At 63.5% G+C, this 25,520-nt stretch carries 22 protein-coding genes; 13 read left to right on the top strand and 9 right to left on the bottom strand.

Annotated elements, in window-relative coordinates; genetic code table 11:
* Positions 1-107: 107 nt before the first annotated feature.
* Both KIP88_RS34360 and KIP88_RS34355 read right to left on the bottom strand, forming a co-directional pair.
* Complete coding sequence (locus tag KIP88_RS34360; RefSeq protein ID WP_214492607.1) at positions 108-746, bottom strand: NrsF family protein; 639 nt, start codon at positions 744-746, stop codon at positions 108-110.
* A 2-nt stretch (positions 747-748) separates the two neighbouring features.
* Positions 749-1,294 (bottom strand): sigma-70 family RNA polymerase sigma factor, encoded by a 546-nt coding sequence (locus KIP88_RS34355; protein WP_214492606.1) that lies wholly within the window; start codon positions 1,292-1,294, stop codon positions 749-751.
* Positions 1,295-1,650: 356 nt separating this feature from the next.
* Here KIP88_RS34355 and KIP88_RS34350 point away from each other — a divergent pair, with 356 nt between their 5' ends.
* Positions 1,651-2,316 carry a hypothetical protein gene (locus KIP88_RS34350; protein WP_214492605.1) on the top strand — a complete coding sequence of 222 codons (666 nt, stop codon included), beginning with the start codon at positions 1,651-1,653 and terminating at the stop codon, positions 2,314-2,316.
* Positions 2,317-2,427: 111 nt separating this feature from the next.
* Positions 2,428-3,207, top strand: a complete 780-nt coding sequence (locus tag KIP88_RS34345; protein ID WP_214492604.1) for an enoyl-CoA hydratase — start codon at positions 2,428-2,430, stop codon at positions 3,205-3,207.
* 153 nt (positions 3,208-3,360) lie between these two features.
* Here the strand turns inward: KIP88_RS34345 and KIP88_RS34340 are convergent, their stop codons facing one another.
* Positions 3,361-5,208 (bottom strand): acetyl-CoA hydrolase/transferase C-terminal domain-containing protein, encoded by a 1,848-nt coding sequence (locus KIP88_RS34340; protein WP_214492603.1) that lies wholly within the window; start codon positions 5,206-5,208, stop codon positions 3,361-3,363.
* 341 nt (positions 5,209-5,549) lie between these two features.
* Here KIP88_RS34340 and KIP88_RS34335 point away from each other — a divergent pair, with 341 nt between their 5' ends.
* The 5 genes from KIP88_RS34335 (at position 5,550) to KIP88_RS34315 (ending at position 9,996) form a co-directional block, all read left to right on the top strand.
* Positions 5,550-6,965, top strand: a complete 1,416-nt coding sequence (locus tag KIP88_RS34335; protein WP_214492601.1) for a TolC family outer membrane protein — start codon at positions 5,550-5,552, stop codon at positions 6,963-6,965.
* 129 nt (positions 6,966-7,094) lie between these two features.
* A complete protein-coding gene (locus KIP88_RS34330; RefSeq protein WP_214492600.1) occupies positions 7,095-8,066 on the top strand; it encodes an alpha/beta fold hydrolase in 972 nt (323 codons plus the stop codon).
* 47 nt (positions 8,067-8,113) lie between these two features.
* Complete coding sequence (locus KIP88_RS34325) at positions 8,114-8,536, top strand: hypothetical protein (protein WP_214492598.1); 423 nt, start codon at positions 8,114-8,116, stop codon at positions 8,534-8,536.
* Positions 8,529-9,629 carry a hypothetical protein gene (locus KIP88_RS34320; RefSeq protein WP_214492596.1) on the top strand — a complete coding sequence of 367 codons (1,101 nt, stop codon included), beginning with the start codon at positions 8,529-8,531 and terminating at the stop codon, positions 9,627-9,629. Before KIP88_RS34325 ends, KIP88_RS34320 begins: the two co-directional genes overlap by 8 nt.
* Positions 9,619-9,996, top strand: coding sequence for a hypothetical protein (locus KIP88_RS34315; protein ID WP_214492595.1), 378 nt, complete (start codon positions 9,619-9,621; stop codon positions 9,994-9,996). The genes KIP88_RS34320 and KIP88_RS34315 overlap by 11 nt, the downstream gene beginning before the upstream one ends.
* A 51-nt stretch (positions 9,997-10,047) precedes the next feature.
* On the opposite strand, the gene KIP88_RS34310 is transcribed toward KIP88_RS34315, so the two are convergent.
* The gene (locus tag KIP88_RS34310; protein WP_214492593.1) at positions 10,048-11,643 is read right to left on the bottom strand and encodes an FAD-binding oxidoreductase; all 1,596 of its coding nucleotides are present in this window, start codon (positions 11,641-11,643) and stop codon (positions 10,048-10,050) included.
* A 272-nt stretch (positions 11,644-11,915) separates the two neighbouring features.
* Here KIP88_RS34310 and KIP88_RS34305 point away from each other — a divergent pair, with 272 nt between their 5' ends.
* On the top strand, positions 11,916-12,881 hold the full coding sequence (locus tag KIP88_RS34305; RefSeq protein WP_214492591.1) for an amidohydrolase: 966 nt from the start codon (positions 11,916-11,918) through the stop codon (positions 12,879-12,881).
* Here KIP88_RS34305 and KIP88_RS34300 read toward each other — a convergent pair.
* From KIP88_RS34300 to KIP88_RS34280, 5 genes are all read right to left on the bottom strand, one after another.
* Positions 12,869-13,777: a methylenetetrahydrofolate reductase gene (locus KIP88_RS34300; protein WP_214492590.1), complete on the bottom strand. Its 909-nt coding sequence runs from the start codon at positions 13,775-13,777 to the stop codon at positions 12,869-12,871. The genes KIP88_RS34305 and KIP88_RS34300 overlap by 13 nt on opposite strands.
* A gap of 15 nt (positions 13,778-13,792) precedes the next feature.
* Positions 13,793-15,244, bottom strand: a complete 1,452-nt coding sequence (locus KIP88_RS34295; RefSeq protein WP_249791223.1) for a hypothetical protein — start codon at positions 15,242-15,244, stop codon at positions 13,793-13,795.
* Between the two features lie 117 nt (positions 15,245-15,361).
* A complete protein-coding gene (locus KIP88_RS34290) occupies positions 15,362-18,484 on the bottom strand; it encodes an efflux RND transporter permease subunit (protein WP_214492588.1) in 3,123 nt (1,040 codons plus the stop codon).
* Positions 18,485-18,510: 26 nt separating this feature from the next.
* A complete protein-coding gene (locus KIP88_RS34285; protein ID WP_214492586.1) occupies positions 18,511-19,752 on the bottom strand; it encodes an efflux RND transporter periplasmic adaptor subunit in 1,242 nt (413 codons plus the stop codon).
* Positions 19,753-19,895: 143 nt separating this feature from the next.
* Positions 19,896-21,290: a CoA transferase gene (locus tag KIP88_RS34280; RefSeq protein ID WP_214492585.1), complete on the bottom strand. Its 1,395-nt coding sequence runs from the start codon at positions 21,288-21,290 to the stop codon at positions 19,896-19,898.
* Positions 21,291-21,346: 56 nt separating this feature from the next.
* Between KIP88_RS34280 and KIP88_RS34275 the strand changes: the two genes are divergently transcribed.
* The 5 genes from KIP88_RS34275 (at position 21,347) to KIP88_RS34255 (ending at position 25,033) form a co-directional block, all read left to right on the top strand.
* A complete protein-coding gene (locus KIP88_RS34275) occupies positions 21,347-21,634 on the top strand; it encodes a hypothetical protein (RefSeq protein ID WP_057863276.1) in 288 nt (95 codons plus the stop codon).
* A gap of 233 nt (positions 21,635-21,867) precedes the next feature.
* Entirely contained in the window at positions 21,868-22,638 is a 771-nt protein-coding gene (locus KIP88_RS34270; protein WP_214492584.1) for an SDR family NAD(P)-dependent oxidoreductase, read from the top strand.
* A gap of 289 nt (positions 22,639-22,927) precedes the next feature.
* Positions 22,928-23,209, top strand: a complete 282-nt coding sequence (locus KIP88_RS34265) for a PilZ domain-containing protein (protein ID WP_214492582.1) — start codon at positions 22,928-22,930, stop codon at positions 23,207-23,209.
* A gap of 282 nt (positions 23,210-23,491) precedes the next feature.
* Positions 23,492-24,469, top strand: coding sequence for a hypothetical protein (locus KIP88_RS34260; protein WP_249791222.1), 978 nt, complete (start codon positions 23,492-23,494; stop codon positions 24,467-24,469).
* An 84-nt stretch (positions 24,470-24,553) separates the two neighbouring features.
* A complete protein-coding gene (locus tag KIP88_RS34255; RefSeq protein ID WP_214492580.1) occupies positions 24,554-25,033 on the top strand; it encodes an MgtC/SapB family protein in 480 nt (159 codons plus the stop codon).
* Positions 25,034-25,520: the final 487 nt, after the last annotated feature.

Raw genomic sequence — 25,520 nt, 5'->3', positions numbered from 1 at the left:
ATCCGGGGTTCCTGCCCGCTAGCGAAAGAGTCCCGGATTTCGCGGAGCCTGTCATCGGGCGCGCATTCGCGCGACCCGTTGGCTGCATCCGGGCTACGCTCTGGCGCCTAGTACCTGAGCAGCTTCGCTCCGGCGAGCGCGCCGATCGCCGTCACCAGCGCGGTCGCGATCGTGTACCAGGCAGCCACGAACAGCGGTGAATCGTCCGTGCAATGCGAGGCGTAGAGCGTCGCCGCCAGTCCCGCCGACAACAGCCCGGCGATGGCGCCGGCGACCGCCGGCCGCGCCGGCGCACCGTGACGCAGCCCGATCAGCGCACCGGCCAGCAGCGGTAGCGACATCAGCGGGATCGCGGTCAGGCACGTCCACCAATTCTTGCCGACCAGCCGCGTCATCATCGGCAACCGCTGCGGCATCATCATCTCGCCGCCGATCGCCGCGCTCAAAATCCCGACCGGCGCCAGCAGCAGCCAGCCAAATCCGCGCAGCGAGGCCTCAGGCCGCGACAGATGCAGGCTGACGGCAATCGCCGCAATCGCCAGCGCCAGCGTCACCGCGAATTTCAGGTCGAAGAACGGGTTGCGCATCGCAACCATCACGTCGGGCCTGACGCCGAGTTCGGTAAAGAACATCAGAAGCGAAACCGGCGCGGCAGCCAAAAGCGCCAGCATCAGCGCAAAGCCGACGGGCCGCGCCCGGTGCGTATTGTCGGCTGCTAGCGTTCGAATGAGCTGATCGGTATCCATTCTCACAGTTCCCGTAGCTTCGCCGTCAGGCTGGCCAGCCCCCGGTGCAGCGCCACCCGCACCGCGCCCTCCGTCATCGAAAATTTCGCGGCCGTATCCTTGATCGAGGCGCTGTCGACGGCGATCGACTGCAACACGTCGCGCTGCCGCGCCGGCAGCGTCTGAAGCTGGGCGGCAACCTCGCTCGCCGAAGCGGTCTCAGCCGGCGCTTCGCCCGGCAGCGTCTCGGCGAAATCGTCGATATCGACGAAAATGCGCCGGCCGCGGCGGCGCAACGCATCGATCAGCTTGTTACGGGCGATCGCAAACAGCCATGGGGCAAACGGGGCGGTGACGTCCCAGGTGTGCCGCTTCAGATGGACCGCCAGCAAAATGTCCTGCACGATGTCCTCGGATTGATCGACCGGTTGCCCTGCCCGAGCCAGACCACGGCGCGCCGCGGCCCGGAGCACCGGCGTGACGGCCTTGAGCAGGCGATGATACGCCGCACTGTCGCCTGCAATGGCCGACCGCATCAGGCCGGTCCATTCGTCATCCCGTTCGCGCAAGAGCGCTCCTACCCTGCAATTCGGTCGATCTTTCAATTTGTTACGTCAGGACGATCCGATCACAAGGTCGTGATCTGAGTTCCCGGCGCACCGGCGCGGCGGCCCCCGTCCGGGGATCGGAACGATCGCCTGCGCGGACGGCAGGCTCATATCATTGATTGCGCGGGCTCGCATCCGGCGCAGCCCTCCCGAGGGAGGCCCGCATCGGCAAAAATGCCGACGGCATATGCTCGCTGCAACACCATTGCCCAGCTTTTGCCCGGTGTTGCCCGAAGATTCCCAGTTTTCGCCGTGCTGTGGACACGGGGCGGGGTCTTTTCTCGCGGTTGGGCGGCGGCCAATGGGGAGACTCCATAATGACGATCAAAGCCAGCGCGCGGTCGGCCTTGATTCTAGCGGCAGGACTTTTGGTAGGTTTCGCAGGATCACCGCCGGCGATGGCTGCCGGTACGGATGCGGATAGCGCCGCGGTCTCGAAGTCGGAAAGTGCGACGTCGGGCAAGTCCGTCAGGCAAGGTTCGCGTTCCCTGAAGAAGCGCTACGCCCATCGCAAAGATGCGCGCGCGGCATCGACATCCACCGAGAGCAAGAAAACCGACGAAAAGCAGGTCGCTGATGCGGGCGGCACACCGCCCGCGATTCCGGAATGGCTCGCCAACGCCAACGCGCAAATGACGGCAGCCGATGCGGCCCCCGATAGCGCCAAAGGGATGTCGGCGGCAATGTCGGAGAAAGCCAGCACGGTCCTGCAAGCGGCGGCAGACAAGCCAGCCGACGCGGAGGCGGAGACGCCGGCCGATACCGCCGTGGTTCCCCCCGACCAGCTCAACGATGTCGATCGGGCGCTGCACCCCTCGTCGCAGACGGTTGCGATGGCCTCGGCCAAACCGGCAGCGGACGCCGCTCAGGCCGCGAACAGCGACAGTTCCACCCTGGACAAGACCTCGCTGATCGGAAAGGTCTTCATCGCCTTCGGCGCCCTGCTGACGATGGCATCGGCCGCGCGGATGTTCATGGCGTAGCCATCGGCGCATCGGACGCGGACCACCCCGCGTCCGGGATCCGTTCCCGCCCCACTTGAAGCCTACCTCGGCAGCGGGCACATTGCCCGCAATCGGTACCCGGGGTGGATCATGGCGACGTACGAATACATCATTGTCGACAGCAAGGGCGCAGTCGGCATCATCACGCTGAACCGGCCGAAAATGCTCAACGCGCTGTCGTTCGGCGTGTTTCGCGAGATCGCGGCAGCCGTCGACGACCTCGAGGCCGACGACAAGATCGGCTGCATCCTGCTCACCGGCAGCGAAAAAGCGTTCGCCGCCGGCGCCGACATCAAGGAGATGCAGCCGAAGAGCTTCATCGACATGTTCTCCAGCGATTTCGCCGCCATCGGCGGCGACCGCGTCGCCACCTGCCGGAAACCGACGATCGCGGCCGTCAGCGGCTATGCGCTCGGCGGCGGCTGCGAGCTCGCCATGATGTGCGACATCATCATCGCATCCGACACCGCAAAATTCGGCCAGCCGGAAATCACGCTCGGCACCATCCCGGGCATCGGCGGCACCCAGCGGCTGACGCGCGCGATCGGCAAGTCCAAGGCGATGGATCTGTGCCTCACCGGGCGCATGATGGATGCGGCGGAAGCCGAACGCTCCGGCCTCGTCAGCCGCGTCGTCCCGGCCGACAAGCTGATGGAAGAAGCGCTCTCGGCTGCGGAAAAGATCGCCTCGATGTCGCGTCCGGCCGCGGCCATGGCCAAGGAAGCCATCAACCGCGCGTTCGAGACGCCGTTGTCGGAAGGCATGAATGTCGAGCGCAATCTGTTCCACTCGACCTTTGCATTGGAAGACCGCTCCGAAGGCATGGCGGCGTTCATCGAGAAGCGCAAGCCGGTGAACAAGAACAGGTAGGGCTTGCTCGAACTTGTAGGGTGGGCAAAGCCAACGGGTCGCGCGAATGCGCGCCCGATGACAGGCTCCGCGTGCCCACCATTTCGAAGCGCGATCGGTGATAGATGGTGGGCACGTCGCTAGCGCTCCTTTGCCCACCCTACAGCACCGGTGCTACTTCGCCCGCGCCAGCGCCGCATTGACCAGCGCACGATAGGCGCGCTCGGCAAACGTCGTCGGCCGATCGAGACCCAACCGCGCCAGGCATTCGCGCTTCCAAGCATCCGGCGGCTGCCTCATCCCCTGCCACAGCAACCCGGGCAAAAGCAGCGGCGTCCGCTGCGCTTCCCGCAGCAACTGCAGCGCCGGGATCAGCCGTTGCTCGACCTCGTCAAAATCGCTACCGAACGGGAATGACGGTAGCAGCCCAGCGTCGCGCGCAGGCTTCAGGGCTTGCGTGATCCGCTCCGGAAAGTTCTCGCGGTGGCTGCGCGGAATTTCATGATCCTTCGGCAGCTTGCCGGCATCCTTGGCGATCCCGGCCAGTTCATCCTGGAAACGGGAATCCGTGACCGCCAGCATGGCCGCGATCGTCTCGGCGTCTGATTTGCCCCTGACGTCGGCAACGCCGTATTCGGTGACGAACACGTCGCGCAGATGCCGCGGGATGGTCTGGTGGCCGTAATTCCAGCGGATGTTGGAAAGCGTTTGACGACCTGCCTGCCGTGTCGATTCCAGCGCGAGGACCGAGCGCGCGCCCTGAAGCGCGAATCCCTGCGCGACAAAATTATACTGGCCGCCGACGCCGCTCACGACCTGGCCGTCCTCGAGGCCGTCCGAGATCGCGGCTCCCATCAGCGTCGCCATCATCGCGGTGTTGACAAAGCGCGCGTCGACCCGCGCCCGGCGTTTGGCATCCTCCTCGCCATAGAGCTGGTTGGTGAAGGATACCGGCATCATCTGGATGCGCGCGAGTTGGTCGGCCGGCATCTCGCGCAACGCGCGATAGAACGATTTGGGTCCTAGGAAAAACGCGCCGTGCAGCGTCACGCCATCGACCTCGCGCTTGAGAATGCCGGCGTCGATCAGGCCGAGAAACGCCTCGATCAGCATTTCGCTGACCCCATAAAGCCCCTTCGTGAACGGCGCGCTCTCCGCAAGTGCCGCTCCCGGCGCGAGCCGCTTCATGATGGCGTGGAACTGCGCGTTGTCGCGGTGGCGAACGATCAGCCCCTGCGCCAGCGCGTCGCCGACCTGGCCGATGCCGATCTGCAAGGTACCGCCGTCAGGCACGAGCCCCGCTGCATGAAGCCCGATCGCGTATTTGGTGTCGCTGACCGGTTCGGCCGGCGGGGCGAACAGCGGGAAATCCGTCGTGGGGCTGTCGAGAACAGCGGAAAATTCATCCCCCCGCAGATCGCCCGGGCCCGGCATGAACGGCAGTTCGGAATTGACCTGCCCGATCAGCTTGAACGATGCGCGGCCCTCGTTGCGAGCGCGCAGGATGTCGAGCGTGGTATCGGTGTTGCAGCTCAGGCTGTAGCGCGTCACACCTTCGACCACACGTTTCGCGACCAGTTGGGTGACAACGTTCAGCCCGCGCGACAGCAGATAAGACGAAGCATGGGTATAGTTCGCGGAGATGTAATGCTCTTGCGCGTACGGCACGTGCAGCCATTTGCCGGCCAGGAAGAAGAACTCGATCAGCTGGATGTTGGGCGGCAGTTCGCCCTTATGCAACGCATTCGCATACGTCAGGTCGGGATAGCCGCCGAACAGGCGATCGATCACCGGGCCGATGAAGCGCCGCTCGAGCAGGCTCGAGGGCCGCGGTTTTTCCAGCGTCAGCGCCGAAAACAGAGTGAGCTTGATCGAGCGATCGGCGGCGGCGCGCGCGTACAGCGCGTTGACGATATGATTCGCTTTGCCGAGCCCGAGCGGCAAGCCGACCACGAGGTTGGGTCCGACATCGCGGATGATGTCCTCCGCGATCGCTTCGGGATCGGAAAACAGCTTTGGCATTACGTACGGACCCGGGGCATAGCTGCGGAGCCAATCGCCCTGAGTCGGACGCCAGCCAGCGAAGCTATAGCGCATTTGCTACCGAACTTCGTCTGTGACGAACCGGCAACAGCCAAGCACTGATTTCACCGAATTAATGTACTGATGTCGCGCGGCAGTTTGCCTGTGGCGGCGGCGCCCCCTAAACAGGTAAACGCGCCAAGGCTGTCGGCAGGGGCGGACAAGCAATGCATGATCCGGAATGACGGGTGACCGGCATCGAAGATCATGCCCAAACAAGCAGATAGAGCGGGATGGCTCGAAGCAGGGTTATCACGTTCTTGTGTTGGCTACGGGATCAAATGGCTGGGCGTGCCGCTAGGGTTGGCCACGTTGAAAGGCGGTTGCTTCGAACGGGCATTTGCCTTGCGGCGGCTTGCTTTGCGTTTGCGGCGCCGGCCGCACATGGCGAAGGCCTCCCTGACGCGCTGGCCAAGGCCTACCAGACCAACCCCGCGCTCAATGCCGAACGTGCCCGCCAGCGCGCCACCGACGAGAATGTGCCGCAGGCGCTTTCGGGCTACCGGCCGCAGATCGTCGCGAATCTTTCCGCTGGCCTGCAGGCGGTGCGCGACCTCTTGCCTAACAACACCATCCAGTCCGCGAACCTGAAACCCTGGACCATCGGGGTAACGGTGACCCAGACGCTGTTCAACGGTTTCAAGACCGCCAACAGCGTCCGCGTGGCGGAACTGCAGGTGCAGTCCGGCCGCGAAGCCCTGCGCAATGTCGGCCAGGGCGTGCTGCTCGACGCCGTCACCGTCTATACCAACGTGCTCGCCAACCAATCGCTGGTCGAAGCGCAGCGCGCCAACGTGGCGTTCCTGCAGGAAACGCTCGGCATCACCCAGAAGCGTCTCAATGCCGGCGACGTCACGCCCACGGACACCGCGCAGGCCGAGGCACGCCTGAGCCGGGGCCGTGCCGATCTGAACGCCGCCGAGGTCAACCTCGCCGTCAGCCAGGCGACCTATACCCAGGTCATCGGCAACGCGCCCAACTCGCTGCGCCCCGCGGATACCGTGGACCGCCTGCTGCCGCGCAGCCGCGATGATTCCACCGGTCTTGCCTTCCGCGAGCATCCGGCGGTGATGGCGGCAAGCTTCGACTTCGACGTCGCCACGACCACCATTCGCGTCGCCGAAAGCAGCCTGATGCCGACCATCACGCTGCAAGGCAGCGCCAGCCGCAGCAAGCAGTCCGACCCCACGCTCGGCACCTTGGGGACCGATCAGGCCTCCGTGACCACCCAGCTCACTCAGCCGATCTATGACGGCGGCATGGCGGCGTCACAGACCCGGCAGGCCAAGGAAATCGCAACCCAAAGCCGGCAGGTGCTGGATCAGGTCCGCAATCAGGCCCGCACCGCCGCGGTCGGCGCCTGGGTCGCCAATGAAGGCGCCAAGATCGCGGTCACCGCCTCCGAAGCCGAAGTCCGCGCCGCCACCGTCGCCCTGCAGGGCGTTCAGCGGGAGGCAGCCGGCGGCCAGCGTACCACCGTCGACGTACTGAACGCGCAGCAGGACCTGATTTTGGCCAAGGCTCGCCTGATCGGCGCGCAGCGCGACCGCGTGATCGCCTCTTACACCCTGCTCAGCGCGATCGGCCGGCTCGACGTCAAGAACCTCGGCCTCAATACGCCCGACTATCTGCCGGAAGTGCATTACCATCAGGTGCGCGATGCCTGGCATGGCCTGCGGACGCCGTCGGGGCAGTAGGTTGTATTTTCTCCCGGTGTTAACCGGGCGCTGATTATTTCTGGTATTTTCAGTCGCCAGCCATTCGCGTTGGCCTAAAACTCGGCCCGTTTCCGTCCCCGTTTTGATCGATCGATTTTGCGAGGCCTCGTGGTTGCAAACATTCTGCGCTGGTCGGCCAACGGCTTGTTGGTCCTGCTCCTGTCCGTAATCCTTGTGATCACCTCATTCCGCATGGCGGCGTCCATCCGCGAAACCGGAGCACGCGCCCAGCTGGCGCCAAAGACCGGCCACCTGGTGCCGACGCGTTCAGGCGGCGTGTTCGTGCAGGAGAAGGGTCCGGCGGATGGCATTCCCGTGGTGCTGTTTCACGGCACGGCCGCGTGGAGCGAGCTATGGCGGCATACCAGCGACGTGCTGGCCGCGGCCGGCTTTCGTGTGATCGCCCTCGATCTCCCGCCGTTTGGATTCTCAGACCGTCCCGGCGGTTATACGCGGCAGGACCAGGCCGCGCGGATCAATGACGTGCTTGATACGCTGGAAGCTGCGCCCGCCATTATCGTCGGTCACTCCTTCGGCGCCGGTGCGGCGACCGAACTCGTGATGCGATATCCGGATCGGGCGCGGGGACTGGTGCTGGTCGATGCGGCGCTCGGATTGATGGCTGCGCCGTCAGCCGCGCCCTGGGTGATCCAGCCGCAATGGATTCGCGAAATCCTGGTGTCGCTGACCATCACCAATCCGGTGGCGACGCAAATGCTGCTGCAATCGATGATCGCGAAAAAAGAGCGCGCCTCGTCGGAATATGTCGCGATCCTGCAAAGGCCGTTGGCGCAACGCGACAGCACGAGCGATATCGCCGACTGGCTGTATTATTTCCTCGGCTCCGACACACACGCCGCGAGCGCGGACCGCAATGCCTATGCGAAGCTGGAAGTCCCCGTCGCGATCCTGTGGGGCGACAAGGATACGATCACCCCGGTCGAGCAAGCTCTCGATCTCCGGACGCTGCTGCCATCAGATACGGACCTGACATTGCTGCCGGGGCTCGGCCACATTCCGCAGATCGAGGACCCCGGCATGTTCAACGATGCCCTGCTCAAGACACTCGGAAAACTCTAGACTAAATAGAGATTCGACAAGTCTTACAGATCGCTGCCGGAGACATCATGGACATCATCAGACTGTGCGCCTGGGGCTACGCCGCCCTGCTCGGCTTCGTGATTCTCACCGGCTACATCCCGGCCTTCATCGACGCCAATGACATGATCTTCGGCCTGTTTCGCCGCACCTGGTACGCCGACGGGCTGCATCTCGTCTCGGCGCTGTGGGCGGCTGCGGCGGCGATGACCTCGCGCCGCGCCTCGGAATTGTTTTTTCAATTGTTCGGCGTGTTCTACTTTGCCGATGGCGTGCTCGGGCTGGCTACTGGCAGCGGCTATCTCGACTTCGGCATCCTGATCAACGGCGTGCTCAACCTGCCGCTCTCGACGCGGTTTTTCGCCAATGCCCCGCATCTCGGCCTCGGTGGCGTGGCGATCCTGATCGGCTATGTGCTGGCGCCGCGGACGCGGTCCGTCGTTCATGCTTAGGTGGCTGCGGCGCATCCTGGCTGTTGTCGCGATCTTGATCGCGCTGTCGGTGCTTGTGCCGCTGGCCTATATCGAGGGGACCTGCCGCCCCTCTCCCGTCGCCGCAGCGGCCAGTGCGCCGGCGGTGCCCCTCCCCGCGATCGACGAGCCGGGCTACCGGCGCAAACTGAACAACACCTTCTTCACCTTCCCCGAATGGTACATCGTCTATTCCTTCGAGGATTTCGGCCGCTTCCTCGACCGCTCCAGCGAAAGCCATTTTGGCTATCTCGGTCACATCTTCGGGTTCTGGCGCAGTTTCTGCACCATCAACCGCGCCGTGCCTGCGACGGGAGAATCGCTGACCGAAGTAAAGACGATGATCTATATCATCGGCATCAGCTATTCCGTCGAATACGCCGTCAAGGGTTTCTATGAGAATACCATCGGCCGCGTGTTCGAATGGATCAGGGGCGAGAAGCGCACGCCGCAGGACGAGTTCGGCCGCGCCGTGCTGCAGGATTATGCTGCGTTCCTCTACACTATCCCTTGGTACAAATATCCGTTCCGCGAGAAGCTCGACGGCCTCTTCGCGATCTCGGCGCCGACGCCGAGCAATTTGCGCACCTGGGAGCGCGACTTCGCACTCGGCGCGGAATATTTCGTCAAGATCGGCTATGCCTCGCTGATCCAGAAGGCGCTCGATGCCGGTGGTGATACCGAGCCGCGCGACATCATGTTCGCGGTGGCGACGCTGCCACCGGGCGTGTTGGCAAAGGAACCGCGCATCAAGCCGATCCGCGCGTTAACGCCGCAATGGCAGCTGGTGCAAACGCCGCGCTACAAGGCCTTCACCGAGATTGTCCAAAGCCTGTTGGACCAGGGATACAGCCTTGCGGAAATCGCTGGGAATCACGACATCCTCATCACCGTGGTTGCGCCCGATGCCGCGAAACTCAACATCAAGGGTGCGACGGAGCTGTTCTCGCTGGAGCTGGATGCGCGGCCCGGGTTTCGCAGGGCCGGCCTGAAAGCCAGGATAGATCGATTGGTGGATATCAACCGCGAGCTCAAGGCCAGCGGCGCGAGCATTGAGCACTTCTATGACTACTGACGGGCGTCAGCAGAATCGGGCGTTGCCGCTGTGCCGCATCGCCGGCGCCATCGCCCTCGTCGTCTTTGGCTGGCTTGCTGTCGTCGTTGCGTTGACCTTTGGCTCGGCCCCCGGCAAGTCGATGGCCATTGTCGGTCCCCCTTCGCAGGCGCTGGCCGCCATCGCCAAGGCCAACGGACGGATCCTCGCCTCGAACGACTACTTCACCATCGCGCGTTCCGACGATGCCGGCTTTGTCGCCCGCCTCTATGCGGCGGGCGCGTTGCTGGTATTGGACGCCGAACAGGCCGGTGGCTGCAGCGGCCTGCCCCCATCGCTCGCCGCGTCGTCATTGCGAGCGAAGCGAAGCAATCCATATCTCGGCTAGGCGGGCTTTGGATTGCTTCGTCGCTTCGCTCCTCGCAATGACGACGAGGCGCTACGACGCGTACTTCTGGTAAAACGTATTCGTGAACAATTCCGCCGGATCGTACTTCCGCTTCGCCGCGAAGAAATCATTGATCTGCGGATACGAGCGCTGCAACTGATCGCGCGAATAATAGAGCTGGTAGGGCAGGAAAAACCGGCCCTTGTGCGCGATGGTGAGGTCGATCAGTTCTTCCGTCGCCTTCTTCATCCGCCGATTGCCCTCTTCATCGGTGGTCTGGTTGATGTAGAGCACCAGCGAGAACGCCGGCTCCGGCGAATAGGTCAGGAAATTGTTCTCCTGATGCACGACGCGCACCGAAGCGTTCAACAGATTGGTCTTGTTGTCGGTCAGCACCTTGCGCATGCCGTCGACGAACGAGACGAACTGGCTGCGCGGGATGAAATATTCGTGCAGGATGTCGGTATCGTTCGGCAGCGAGTTGCGCAGGTAAGGCACCGAATCGTGCATCGGGTCGTTGCGGTTGACGAGGCAGGCCTCCGCCGATCCGATCGCCTGCGCACGCGTCACCGTACAGGTTTCCATCCGGTGCTCGATGTGCTTTTCCGACAGCCACTTCACTTCCTGGAATAGCGGTCCCTGCTTGGACAGGTTGATGGTGAGCCGCCGCAATTTGGTGCCTGAGACCTCGCCGAGCGGTTCGCGTTTGAAATCGGTGCCGTCCACCTTGGTGTAGGTATAGAGCAGCAATTCCTTCAGGAACGAGCTTGGTGCGGTCGAGAGGTGGCCGTACATCAGGCCGATATTGCCGTCCTTCTCGATCTCGCTGGCGAACAGCGCCGGAAACTCCTTGTAGTCCATCATGCGCCGTCCGGTCTGATAGACCAGATTAGCGGCAATATCGAGTTCGGCCTCGACGATGACGCCGAACAGGCCGTAGCCGCCGACCACGAGGTTGAATAGATCCTTGTTCTCGGTCGCCGATACCGTCTGCAACGAGCCGTCCGCCAGCATCACCTTCATCGACTTGATCGACTTCGCCAGCGCGCCCGCCTGATGGTCCATGCCGTGGGCGTTGACCGAGATCGAGCCGCCGACGCTGAAAATATCGGTCGACTGCATGGCGCGAACCGCAAAGCGCGGGTGCAGCACGTTCTGGATGTCGTGCCAGGTCGCGCCCGGCTGCACCGTGACCGATCGCGAACTCTCGTTGAGCACGATCTTGTTGAAGCCGCGCATGTCGAGCACAACGCCACCCTTGCGGAAGGCGTGCCCGCCCATGCTGTGACGCACGCCGGCGGTGGTGACGGAGAGCTTGTTGTCGCGCGCAAAGGCCAGCGTCTTCGCGACATCCTCGACGCTGCGCACCTCGACCACGCCGTAGATCTCGGTCTTGTTGAGGCAGCTCGCATCATTGATGCTGCCGCCAAGCTGCGACCATTTCACGTCCTTGAGCGGCGCAATCGCCTTGATCCGCTCCAGATCGATTTTCGCCTGCTCGCCGCCGACCGACGGCCCGCAATCCTTTTCCCCGGCGGGATCGGCCGCCAGCGCCTGAAGCTTGCGATAGCTGTAAACGCCTAGCAACACGACGACCACGGCAACCACCGACGCGCCGGTTTTGAATTTTTGTGAAAATTTTCGCATGAACTGATTCCAGAGGATTACGAGATATTCCGGGCGGGCGGATGATTAGTCAAATCGGAGCGCCTTCCGGTTCGATAGAGCGGCAGCGTTACTGAACCGATAAGGCGATAGGAGACGGGCGCCCTTCCCGCGCCTCACTTCTCCCGATAATCTCCTGATCGCACCACGGGCGAAGCAACGCCCGGCGTCGAGGAGGAACGCTGAAGTCGATGGGCACGACGCGCCCTGTCCGGACACCAATAATCAACAACATAATCCCAGGGAGAACCCCAATGCTGACGCGACGCAGTATGATGCTTACCTCCATCGCAGCCGGAGTGATGATGAACAACAGAACCGCCACCGCCAAAGCGGCGCAGCCGGCAACGCCGGTGAATTTCGACGTGCCCGCAGGCGCCTGCGACTGCCACACCCATATTCATCCGGACCCTGAGAAATTCCCGTTCTTCTCCGGCCGCGTCTATACGCCCGAACTGGCCTCGCCTGAGGAAATGACCGCCCTGCACAAGTCGCTGCGCATGGAGCGCGTGGTGATCGTCACGCCTTCCATCTACGGCACCGACAATTCGGCCACGCTGTTCGGCATGGCGGCGCGGGGACCGACCGCGCGCGGGGTCGCCGTAATCGACGACAAGACGTCGGAGAGCGATCTCGACCTGATGGGCAAGGCCGGCATCCGCGGCGTCCGCCTCAATCTCGCAACCGGCGGCGTCAATGATCCGGCGGTAGCCCGGCCACGCTTCACGGCCGCCGTCGAGCGCATGAAGGCGCGCGGGTGGCACGTGCAGCTTTACACGAACCCCGCGATGATTTCCGCAATCAAGGATCTGGTCGCCACTTCGCCGGTGCCCGTCGTGTTCGACCATTTCGGTGGCGCGCAGGCGGCCCTTGGCGTCGAGCAGCCCGGATTTTCCGACCTGGCGGAACTGGTGAAATCCGGCAAGGCCTATGTGAAGATCTCCGGCGCCTACCGCGCCTCGAAGCTTGGGCCTGATTATGCCGATTGCGTGCCGCTCGCGCAGTCGCTGATCGCAGCCAACCCCGACCGGATCGTCTGGGGTACCGACTGGCCGCACCCGAACTCGGTGACACCACCCGACAAGAAGATCACCGACGTGACGCCGCTGTTTCAGATCGACGACGGGCGGCTGTTGAACCAGTTGCCGGTGTGGACGCCGGACGCAGCGATCCGCAAGAAGATCCTGGTCGACAACCCGGCGCAGCTTTACGGGTTCTGAAGCCCCGCGCTCGACATCGCGACCCGCTCAATTCCGGGCGGATCGCGATCGTAGTTGCGCAGCCAGTCGCCGGCCTTGCGCAGGCCGCCGAACGGGAACAGGTGAAATCCCGCGATCGGCGCGGTCGCGGCCGCGGGCGCACAGCGCAATCCCCTGACGACATCGTCCGGTCCGTTATCCGTCAACAGTCGGCCGAACCGGCCGATCTGGGCCCGCAGCGCGCGCATGGAATTGCCGATGCCGCAGCGGAGCGCGAATTTTGTTAATGTCGCCGGCGTGGCCGGACCGGCCAGACCGACGATGACGGGAAGATCGACGCCGGCTCGATCAAGCGCAGCGATCCATTGCAGGATCGGAGCGCTCTCGAAGCAGAATTGCGTGACGACGTCCACGCGCGCGCCTGTCCGCCGTCCCCAATCGCGCCAGGCTTTAAGCCCGTTCAGCGCGTCCGGCAGTTCGAGGAACGGATGGCCTTCGGGATGCCCCGCCACGCTGACGGCCGTGATCCCGTGCGCCTCTATTGATCCGCTCGCGCAGACATCGAGTGTGGACTTGAATGGCCCCCTTGCGGCGGCGACATCGCCTGCGATCAGGACAACGCGCGTGACGTCAGCCTCGCCCCGCGCCCGCGCCAGAAAATCGTCAAGCGCCTCGCGCGAAGCCATTTCACGCGCCGCGATGTGCGGCACCGGATTGTAGCCAGCCCGGTGCAGCGCCGTGGCGGTCTCGATATTGTGACGATAATTGTCGCCGGGCAGGAACGTGATGGTGACATCAGTGCCAGCAGCGAAATGGTCACGCAGTTCCGCGATCTGATGCCCGCGCGAGGAGATTTCGACGGATGCCGACGGCAGCAGCGCCGCTAGTCGGGGGGATGACGGATCGGAGACGGTCACAGGCGCCTCCCAAGGTCAGGCCGGCGCGCGGCGGCGCGAGATCACATAGGTTTCATCGTTGAACCACAGGCCGCCATGCTTCTTCAGCACACGGTCGGTGGCTTCGAGGTAGCGGCCGTCGCGAACCACTTCCGACAACCTGTTGTCTTCGATCTGTGCCACGTAAATCGCAGCGTTCCAGGCCGCGAACAGCGTCGATGTCCCGATCGGCCCGCTGACCTCGTCAGGCAGCGTGTGCATGCGGTAGCGGAAGATCGAACGTGCGTCGGAGGATGCGTTGAAATTGTAGTGCCGAGCCGCCGCGCCAAGCTCGTGCTTGACCTGGCGCAGGATGGCGTAGCGGTCGGTCTTGAAGGGATCATCTCCCGGCCAGACCTGGTCGATGATTTCGATTCCGGGATCCTTGCCGTGCGAATGGATGCCGATCAGCCGTCCGCCCGGCCGCAGCGACCTGACCAGCGGCGTCAGCACCTTCGAGGCCTTGAACTCCACGCTCGCCCGCGCCCGGTAGGGCTGAGAGGCAATAACGAGATCGTAATCCGCCATCACCCGGCCGGGCCGCGGCATGATCGGATCGAGCAGGAACGAATGATCCTCGCGCCGCAGTGTCAGGATGACGGGACGCTGATAGACCGGATTGCCGGTGGTCGGGCTGATGCCTGCGCGCCAGTTCTCGGCGAGGAAGCCTTCGAGCTCGCCGATCTGTTCGGCGAAGCCGTGCGCGGTGTTGCCGGTCAGCGTGACGTCCTTCCAGATCAAGCCTTGCGCTGATGTCACCGAGCGTGGCGTCAACCAGGGCGCCTCGGCGTAATAGAGGTTGGTGACGACCAGCACCGTGGCGGGATGCTCGAACAGGCGGTCCGCCATCTTCTCCAGCATCAGGCGAACGTCTTCGTAACTGATCTCCTTCGCCACGACATAGAGCGGCATGGTCGGAAATCGCGCATGCACCGCCCGCATCACCCGCGACAGCACGGTGCCGTCGCCGACGCCGGCGTCGAAGATGCGAAGCGCCGGCGGTGCCGGTTGCAGGTTGCCGAGTTCGAGCGAGATGCGATTCCCAACCTCGGTCTTCTCGCTGCAGGTCGAGACGAACAGCAGATATTTCTGGCGATTGTCGAAGAATCGGAAGCCCGGCGGCGCGACGGCTGGCGTGGCGGCCGCACCATTCAGCAGCTTCGCGGCTGGCGAGCTGGATGGCCCGGCGGTTGAATCCGGCCTGTGCTCAGACAGGTAGGCGCGGACCTTGTCGAGCGTGCCCGTCGTGATCCTGGCGCCGTCGCGCAGCCGCGAGACCAGCTTGCCGTCGTTGACCACCAGCCGCCCGAAGGTGGATTCGGCCGTGCGCGTCTCGCGGCAATAGTCGCGGATTTCGCCGAGAATCTGCTCGGCAGTCGGCGGCGATTTCGCCGGCTGCACGTGGCCGTTCTGTTGGCTGGCAGATCCTTGGCTTTCCTCGGTCCGCATGGTGTTCTCCCGCGGTTGTCCCCTGCCGACATCTGGGGACGGCCACCGGATTGCGTCAACCACAAACCGAGTGGGCAGGAAACATGGGCGTGTGCCCACACCGAATTCACGCTGGAATCACCTGGCCCGGCGCGAGAATACCGAGATCAGCACCGGCAGCGTCACCAGGATGACGATTGGCGCCAGCATCATGCCGGTCACGACCACGATCGCCAGCGGCTTTTGCACCTGCGAACCGATCCCCTCCGAGAGCGCCGCCGGCAACAGCCCGACACCAGCCACCACGCAAGTCATCAGCACCGGCCGCAACTGCAATTCGCCGGCGCGGATCACCGCGCGCATCCGCTCATAGCCTTCGTCGATCAGCTGGTTGTACTGCGACAGGATGATGATGCCGTCCATCACGGCGATGCCGAACAGCGCAATGAAGCCGATCGCGGCCGACACGCTGAAGGGGATGCCGGTAATCAGCAGACCGAGCACGCCGCCGAAGATCGCCATCGGGATCACGCTCATGGCCAGCAGGGTGTCGACGATGGAGCCGAAATTGAAGAACAGCAGCACGCCGATCAGGGCGAGGCTGATCGGCACCACGATCGACAGCCGCTTGATGGCGTCCTGCAGGTTGCCGAACTCGCCGACCCATTCGATCCGCGACCCCGGCGGCAGCTGGACCTGGGCTGCGACCTTTTCCTGCGCTTCCTGGATCGCGCTGCCGAGGTCGCGGTTGCGCACCGAGAACTTGATCGGCAGATAGCGTTCCTGCCCTTCGCGGTAGATATAGGCGGCGCCCGAGATCAGGTTGATCGAGGCAACCTCGCTGAGCGGAATCTGCGTGATCGTGCCGCCCTGCCCTGCCACGCCGATCCGCAAATTGTGAATCGCCTCCGCGCTCTTGCGGTATTCGGGCGCGAGCCGAACGATGATCGGGAAATGCCGGTCGCTGCCGGGTTCATAGAGGTCGCCGGCGCTGTCGCCGCCGACCGCGACCTTGATGGTGGCGTTGATATCGCCGGGTGACAGGCCATAGCGCGCCGCGCGCGCACGGTCGATATCGATCTGGATCGTGGGCTGGCCGAGCGAGGTGAACACCGCAAGATCGGTGACGCCCTGCACGGTGCTGAGCACGGATTTGATCTTGTTGGCCGTATCCGTCAGCGCCTGCAGATCGTTGCCGTACAGCTTGATCGAGTTCTCGCCCTTGACGCCCGAGACAGCCTCCGAGACGTTGTCCTGCAGATATTGCGAGAAGTTGAATTCGACGCCCGGGAATTTGTCCTGCAACTGGCCCAGCAATTGCGCGGTCAGTTCGTCCTTGTCGCGGGTGCCGGGCCATTCGCTGTTGGGCTTGAGCGGCGCGAAAAATTCGGCGTTGAACAGGCCGGCGGCGTCGGTGCCGTCGTCGGGACGTCCGTGCTGCGATACCACCGATTCCACTTCGGGACGCGCGCGGATCATCTTGCGCATCTCGTTGACATAGGCGTTGCCCTCCTGCAGCGAGATGGTCGGCGGCAGCGTGGCGCGAATCCACAAGTTTCCTTCTTCCAGCTTGGGCAGGAATTCCAGTCCCAGCAGCCGCGCGAACACGATGGTCAGCAGTACCAGACCCGCGGCAGCGGTCATGACGATCTTGCGGTTCGCGACCGCCCATTTCAGTACCGGCACATAAAGCCCGTCGAGCTTCTTGACGATCCAGGTTTCGGCCTCTTCCAGATGCGACGGCAGGATGATCGCGCTCAGCGCGGGCGTCACCGTGAAGGTCGCCAGCAGTCCGCCCGCCAGCGCGTAGGCATAGGTCCGCGCCATCGGCCCGAAGATATTGCCTTCGACGCCACTCAGCGTGAACAGCGGCAGGAAGGCGGCGATGATGATGGCGGCGGCGAAAAATATCGAGCGCGACACGTCGGCGGACGCCGACATGATCGCGTGGCTCTTCATCCCCATCGTGGTATCGAACGAGATGTGGCTGCGCTCGGCTTCCGACAGGGCGGTGGTCTGCGTCAGCCGGCGGAAGATCGCCTCCACCATGATCACGGTGGCGTCGACGATCAGGCCAAAATCGATCGCGCCGACCGACAGCAAATTGGCGGATTCACCGCGCAGCACCAGGATGATGACGGCGAAGAACAGCGCGAACGGAATCGTCGCGCCGACGATCATCGCGCTGCGGAGATCGCCGAGGAAGACCCATTGCAGCAGCACGATCAGGATGATCCCGACCACCATGTTGTGCAGCACCGTATGCGTGGTGATGTCGATCAGGTCCTTGCGGTCGTAGATCCGCTCGATTCTGACGCCGGGCGGCAGAATGCTGGAATTGTTGATTTCGTGGACCAGCTTTTCGACCCGGGCTATGGTCGGCGAACTCTGCTCGCCGCGCCGCATCAGCACGATGCCCTGCACGATGTCGTCGTCCTGGTCGAGGCCGGCGATGCCAAGCCGCGGCTTCTCGCCGATCGTGACATGCGCAATGTCGCGGACCAGCACCGGATTGCCGCCCGACTGCGACACCATGGTGTTGTTGAGGTCGTCGATCGAGCGGATCAGGCCGACGCCGCGCACCACGGCGGATTGCGCGCCGATATTGACGGTGTTGCCGCCGACATTGATGTTGGCATTGGAAACAGCCTGCAGCACCTGCGGCAGCGTCAGCCCGTTGGCGACCAGCTTGTTGAAATCGACCTGCAGCTCGTAGGTCTTGGTCTTGCCGCCCCAGCCGGTAACGTCGACGACGCCGGGCACGGCGCGGAAACGTCGCTGCAACACCCAGTCCTGCAGCGTCTTGAGGTCGAGCACGCTGTAATTCGGCGGGCCTTTCAGACGGTAACGAAAAATCTCGCCGGTCGGACTGAGCGGCGAGATGGTCGGCTGCGCATTGCCCGGCAACGGCGCAAGCTGCGACAGCCGGTTCAACACCTGCTGCAGCGCCTCTTCATAGGTGTAGTCGAACGAGAACTGCAGTTTGACGTCGGACAATCCGTACAGCGAGATGGTGCGGATGGTGCGCAGGTTCTTAATGCCGGCGACCTGGGTCTCGATCGGGATCGTGATGTAGCGTTCGATCTCTTCCGACGACAGGCCCGGACTTTGCGTCACGATGTCGACCATCGGCGGGGTCGGATCGGGATAGGCCTCGATGTTGAGCTGCTTGAATGCGATCAGGCCGCCGACCAGCACGGCTATGAACATGCCGACCATCAAATAGCGGCGGCTGACTGCTAGGGCGACCAGGCGATCCATTCAGACCGGAGCTTTCAATGAGGGGGTCAGCTACCGGACGCGGCGCGGTCGATGAATAGCGCACCCTTGGTGACGATCTGCTCGCCGGGCTTCAGATTGCCGACCACCTCGACGAGATCGCCATTGGTGAGGCCGGGCTTGATCTGACGCAATTCGATCGTCTTGTCCGGATGCGCGACCCAGATCCGCACCTGTTCGCCTTCATAGATCAGCGCCTGCTTCGGTACGCCGACCGCCGGACGGTCGCCCGCCGAATAGATCGTCACGTTGGCGAACATTTCCGGCTTCAGCGTGCCGTTCTTGTTGTCGATGGTGGCGCGCACCAGCAGCCGCCGCGTCGCAGGATCGATCGCCGTGGCGACGTAGTTGATCCGCGCCGACAGCGAACGGCCCGGCAGCGCCAGCACGTTGAAACTCACGTCCTGTCCGACCGCGACGTTCGCGCAATCGCTTTCGCGAACGAAGGCCGTCATCCAGACGGTGGAGAGATCGCCGATCACATAGACGGGGTCGCTGGCGCCGGCGTTGACATATTGCCCGGGACCGATCTTGCGCTGGACCACGGTGCCCGCGATCGGCGCAAAGATGGTGGTCTCCGGATTGATGCGGCCCTTTTCCTGGAAGGTCGCGATGTCGTCGTCGGTGAGACCGAGAATGCGCAATTTGTTGCGCGCCGCCTGCATCGCCGTTTCCGACGAGCGCACGTCGTTCTGCGCCTGGATCAGCGTCGCCTGGCTCTGCTGATAATCCTTCAGCGGGACGGCCTTGCCTTCGAACAGATCCTTGGCGCGCGTTCCTTGCAACTGTGCAAGTTCGAGCGCGGACTTCGCCTTGTTCATGGTGGTCATCGACGCGATGAAATCGTTTTGCGCCTGAACGTTGTCGGCGGCCTCGATCACGAACAGCGGCTGCCCCTTGACGACGCTATCGCCCGGCTTGGCCAGCAGCTTGGTGACGCGGCCTGCATAGGGCGAGAACACCGGCGTCGAGCGATCTTCGTCGATCGCGATCTTGCCTTCGGTGACGTTTTCGGCGCGGAAGCCGCGTTCGGTGACGGGCTGAATGGTCAGGCTGGCCCATTCGGCAGGGCTCGGCGTGTAGCGCTGCAATCCCTTGCGGGACTGGCTCGAGACTTCCGAATGCCCGCGCTTTGGACCGCCGATCTGGGCGTAGCCGTAGGCGCCCGCGCCGACGAGAGCCAGCAGGCCGATGGCCACGGCCAGCCGCTGCCGGGTAACGATCTGCAATCGCTTGGTAAACACGTTCATCCGGCCCGGAACCACTCAGCGACGATTTGCCTCACCCCTGCGCTAATAGTGCCCAATTCACATTCCAACAACATGAAAAACGAAAATAGCCTTGGCGGGAGAGATTAAAGTTTGGAGAGTCGGCCCGAACGCCGGCAAGCGGCCTATGCCGGTGGCGGCCATTGCGGCGGGTGACTGCCGAGCGGCATGGCCGGACGGGCCCAAAACGCCGGGGTTTTCGACAAGATCGCGGAGTGCCTGACCGACCGCAGTGCACCAAAGCCTGACGGAATCTCCTCGATGAAGGGCGTTACCGCCTCCCCCGTAAGATCACGGGTATCGAGGCCGTCGGCGACCCGGCCGAGATTCCACAGCCAGCGTCCGGTCTGCGCCAGCGACACCTGGACGTGCCAACTTCCCCCTTCACGCGCCTGGCGCGCTTTGGCCATCATGGCGCCGAACGCCATGATGTAGCCGGTGGCGTGGTCGAGCATCTGTGCGGGCAATTCCTTTGGTCCATCGACACCAGCGGCCTGCCCCTCAGCATGGTTGAATCCGGTCGCCGTCTGCACCAGCGAGTCGAAGCCGCGGCGCTCGGCCCAGGGACCTGCGGCACCATAGGCCGACAACGTGACATAAATGATACCGGGATTGATGCGCGCGGCATCCTCCGGCGAGAAGCCGAGACTAGGGATCGCGCGCGGCCGGTAGCCTTGCGAGAAAATATCCGCATGCGCCAGCAGATCGCGCAGCACGCTGCGCCCCTGCGCGTTCTTGAGTTCGACAAAACTCGTCAGCTTGCCCCGGCCGGTGTCGATGGTGAGCCACGGGATCGCCGGTAGCTCCGGGCCGGAGATCAGCAGCACGTCGGCGCCATGCGCAGCGAGCGTCCGCCCCGCAACGGGACCTGCGATCACCCGCGACAGATCGAGCACGCGAAGCCCCGCGAGCGGACGATCGCCTTTGGGCCACGGCTTCGGCGCGGCCTCGCCGATCTTGGCAATCGAGATAAGCGGTACCCCGGCGAGCGCCTTGGCATGCGGTGTCGCCGACCATTGGTCATGGGAGCGCATGAAAGCGACGACGCCGCCGCCGGCATAGGCTGAGGTCTCGAACGCCTCGCCGTCCCATTGCATCAGCGCGGCCTGAACCGCGTCACGCTCGGGCTTGCAGTTCAGTACCTTGCAGACGGCGTCGCGGTGATGGGGAAAATTGGTGTGCAGGCGCACGAAGCCATCGCGGGTCTTGTAGACACCGGCAATCGCGTCCCAGGCCGGCGGCGGCGGTTTGCCGTCGACGCGCAGATAGCGTTCGCTCCGGCATTCGACCACGGCATGGCGCATGTCGACCGTGACCCGCTGCGCCTGCCCGCTGCGCATTTTCCAGATCTCGGTCGCCGCAAGGGCGGTCGCGGCAACGCTGACCTGTGCGGCAGCAGCGACGCGAAACGAGGACGGCAGTTGTGGTTCGTCGCCGGTCAATGTCAGTGCGTCGAGCGCGGACGTCTCGCCGCCGACCGACGTCCAGATATCGCGAAGGATTCCCTGGGGGCTTTGCATCAGCGCCTCTCTTCCCTAGCCTTTGGAAGATCTGCCCGACCAGGAGAGGAGTTGCAATGGCTGCCATCGACCCCCTGACGGCGGGAGCCGTTTTCCTTGCGACCGCAGGGACCGACGCGGTCTATGTGATGTTCACTTCGGCGGTGGTGCACCGCAAGCGCGTGCCGGCGGCGACCTGGAGCAGCATCTGGTACGTGCTCTCGTCCTACGCCGTGATCAGCTACACCGACAACTGGGTCTATGTCGTGTTCGCCGCTATCGGCTCGTGGGTCGGCGCTTATCTGACTATTACCTTCCTGCATCGTCCACCCGGCGGCCCGCCGGTTGGCGCTGCGCCGGAGTAGAGCATCCGTCATTGCGAGCGCAGCGAAGCAAACCATTGCGCGGCTTGCGGAGATGTGGATTGCTTCGCTGCGCTCGCAGTGACGGCGAGAGTTCGTAGGGTGGGCAAAGCGAAAGCGTGCCCACCATCAAGCAACGCAATCGATGATAGATGGTGGGCACGTCGCTAACGAGCCTTTGCCCACCCTACGAACTGCGCGCTACAATGCGGCGGAATCACATAAGGAAAAACAAAATGGACTTGGGTTTGAAGGGCAGAAACGCGGTCGTGCTCGGCGGCACGCGCGGCATCGGGCGGGCGATTGCGGACACGCTGGCGGGCGAAGGCGCAGGCGTCGCGGTGTGCGCCCGCAACGCGGATCAGGTCGCCGGCACCGTTGCCGAGCTGCAGGCGATGGGCGTGAAGGCGACCGGCGCCCCCGTGGACGTCACCGATGCGGCCGCGCTGAAATCATGGATATCGGATGCGGCCAGGGAGCTGGGCAGTGTCGACATGCTGTTTTCCAATGCCGGGGCCATGGCGCAAGGCGGCGATCCCGCTTCATGGGAGCAGAACTTTCGGCTCGACGTGCTCGGCGCCGTCAACGCGTTCGAGGCGGCGCGTCCCTTGCTCGAAGCCAGCGGCGAGAAGACCGGCGACGCGGCCTTCATCATCATTTCATCGATCTCGGCGGCGCAGGCCGACACCGCCAGCTCATACGGCCCGATCAAGGCGGCGCTGATCCACATGGCCAAGGGACTGGCGCGGCAATACGCGGGCAAGAAAATCCGCGTCAACGTGGTGTCGCCGGGCACCGTCTATTTCAAGGGCGGGATCTGGAACATGGTCGAGCAGAACATGCCGAAGCGCTATCAGGATGCGGTGGCGCGCAACCCGACCGGCCGCATGGCGACGCCGCTGGAGATCGCCAATGCTGCCGTGTTCCTGGCGAGCCCGGCCTCCTCCTTCACGACGGGTTCGAACCTCGTCGTCGACGGCGCGATCTCGAACCGGGTGAATTTCTGAGGACGTTGTGTGGGGTGGGCAAAGGCGCGCTTGCGCCGTGCCCACCATCTCTCGGCAGCGGCACTGAGATGGTGGGCACGCTACGCTTTGCCCACCCTACAATTCTTGCACGGCCGCGAAGACAATTACGTCCCAACGCACCCGACGGCACGGGCACGGTTGCGAGAACTCGCCTTACAACTCGCGAAGTAAACCGGTAAATTTGAAACGATAAACTAAGGGAAGTTTACGAAATTGCCTTCACTCTAAAGGCCTGCTTCAAACCCAGCCGACTGGGTATCAACGACGGATGGCCACGATGATTGTCGACGAGCAAAGGACAAAAGTGCAGCGCGAACCGCGGCGCGAGCTGCGCAAACGGCCGACATGGCTGACGATCGACAACGGGATGACGAAGATTGAATGCTTCGTCCTGGACGTCTCGCCGGGCGGCGCCAAGATCGCGACCGATACTGCGCTGGACGTGAGAGACAGCTTTGAATTGGCGCTGGTGCCCGGACATACGACGCGCCAGTCGTGCGAAGTGGTCTGGCGCCGCGGAAAGACCTACGGCGTAAAATTCCTGTCCTGAGTTCGCGACACGGCCGGTGCGACGAGGTCAATTGTCGCCTTGCTGCGATCGCTTCATCTCGCCCCGCGTCAGCACCGGCTTCAACTCCCGCAAACAAAATTCAAAGACGGCGCTCACCCTCGGTAGTCTTCTGACGTCCTTGTGCGCTGGCGAGATCATCGGTGCTGCCCGTCCCTGCCCCCAAATTGCCCCGTTGCCCACACGCATTTTTGTCGTGACCTGCCGCCATCTGTGACAGTATTACTACAAACAGATGTCAATTCGATTACGGCGGAGCAGCGAATGAGTTTGGAATGGCAGGCGCGGTCAGGGTCCCTGGCCTGGTCAAATCCCGTGTCCTGGTGGTGGGGCCTGTTGACGCTCGTGAGCGGCGTCAATATCGCCGTCTGGTTCGTGCTGTATCGCGAGCTTTCCGTCCTGCCGGCCGGCGCTGCCGGCAGTGCGTCCGGCATCGGGGTCATGCTGCTTTTCTGTGCCGCCTATGTGTTCGGCTGCGCCTTCAGGTCGTTCCTGCCGCGCGCGGACGTTCAGCGGATCTGCCTGTTCGACACCTGGTGGTCGAGCGTTCTGGTCGGACGGTCGGTGGCGACGGTGGCCGAGATCGCTTTTGTGGCGCAATGGGCGATTCTCCTGCACCAGCTCGGCACGATGACCGGGGCGGAAACGACCGTGAATGCCGCGTGGGTGATCGTACCGCTGATCGTGATCGCGGAATGCCTGTCATGGTATGCGGTGCTGACCAGAAACTATCTCGGCAACGCCATCGAAAATTCGCTGTGGGCGGTTGCCTTCTTCATCATCGGCGTAGGTCTTTGCCGCCTGCTGCCGGAATTCAACGGTGCGGTTCGCGTGGTCCTGGCCACAGCCATTGCCGGCATTGCCGGCTTCCTGGCGTTTCTGATGACGATCGACGTCCCGATGTACCTGAACCGCTGGCGGACCGGAGAAGCCGACGGCGACAAGCGCCTGACACCCCGCGAGGGCCTGCGCGACGTCAGCACGCGCTGGGTCGTGACGCACGATCTGGCCGAGTGGAAGGACGAGATCGCGTGGATGTCGCTTTATTTCAGCCTGGCGGTCTGGTCCAGCCTCGCGCTGTGCGTCTTCTATGCGCTCGAAAATCATCTTCCGCAGTACCGGACCGCGGCGCCGATCGTGAGCGTGTCGCCTGACGCGGCGGCTGGTCATGGTGTGAACGGTGGCGTGCCGGCCGTGAACATTTCCGCGGCAGATGCGTTGAGGAAGAACGCGGCGCCGTAGCTCCATCGCGGTTGCCCGCTGAAGCTTCGCGTGACGGGCGTTGGTTTATCGCCGGCGCGGGGCTTTGGTTTTCGAGGGCGAGCTTTGGACAGATTTCAGATAGGCGTTCATTTTGTGGCACTGGCAGCCGCCTTCGCCCTCGCCGTTCCGATCGGCTGGGACCGCGAGAAGCGGGCGCGAAGCGCGGGCTTGCGCACCTTCCCGCTGGTCGCCATGGCAAGCTGCGGATTTGTGCAGGCCAGTGAAAATCTGCTGGTGCATTCCCCCGACGGCATGGCGAAGGTGATCGAAGGCCTGATCACCGGCATCGGCTTCATCGGCGGCGGCGCAATCCTCAAGCAGGGAACGACCGTACAGGGCACGGCGACAGCCGCGAGCCTGTGGGCCACCGGCGCGATCGGCGTTTCCGTCGGGCTCGGCAGCTACGATGTCGCGGTGACTGTGGCGGTGTTCACGTTCCTGACGCTGAGGCTGCTGACGCTGGTCAAGGACGAAGACGACCTCAAGGACGACGGCGAGAGCGAGCGCAAGAGCAAGACCAAGAGCGATACCAGGTCGGATTGAGCCAAGGTTCGATTGTACCGGGACTGGTCGCGAAGGGATCAAGCCGGCGGGAGCAATCCAGCGCACGATGCATAACAGTCACCGCGCCGTGAGGCTGTTTCGCCGCTCGCGATGGCATGAAATATTCCGCGCCGTCCGCGAAGCCATTTTCCCGGCCGAGGAAGAAATCCCGAAACGATATCGTCGTAGTGTGATCCTTTGATCAGACATGGGATCGATCACGTGGAACCTCGTCGAAATACTTTACCGAGAATATTGCATTCTTTACCGAAAACACTGCCTGGCTCGGCTACGGGGGATGCGCAGGTTTCTTGCTGAAGCCAAGTGAAGCGCGAGCAATCTGTCGCAGCCGGCATTTGCGATTCCTGTGATTTGCCGACTTGCGGTGAACCGAAATCAGGAGTGATCTCGTCGGACCGAGATCGAAGGAGAAGGTTATGCAGCCATCGACAGACGATCTGCTGATACGTCAAATCAGTGCGCTGAT

The sequence above is a fragment of the Bradyrhizobium sp. SRL28 genome (genome assembly GCF_018596315.1).
GTDB lineage: Bacteria > Pseudomonadota > Alphaproteobacteria > Rhizobiales > Xanthobacteraceae > Bradyrhizobium.
This window is presented reverse-complemented; position numbering and strand designations above follow the sequence as displayed.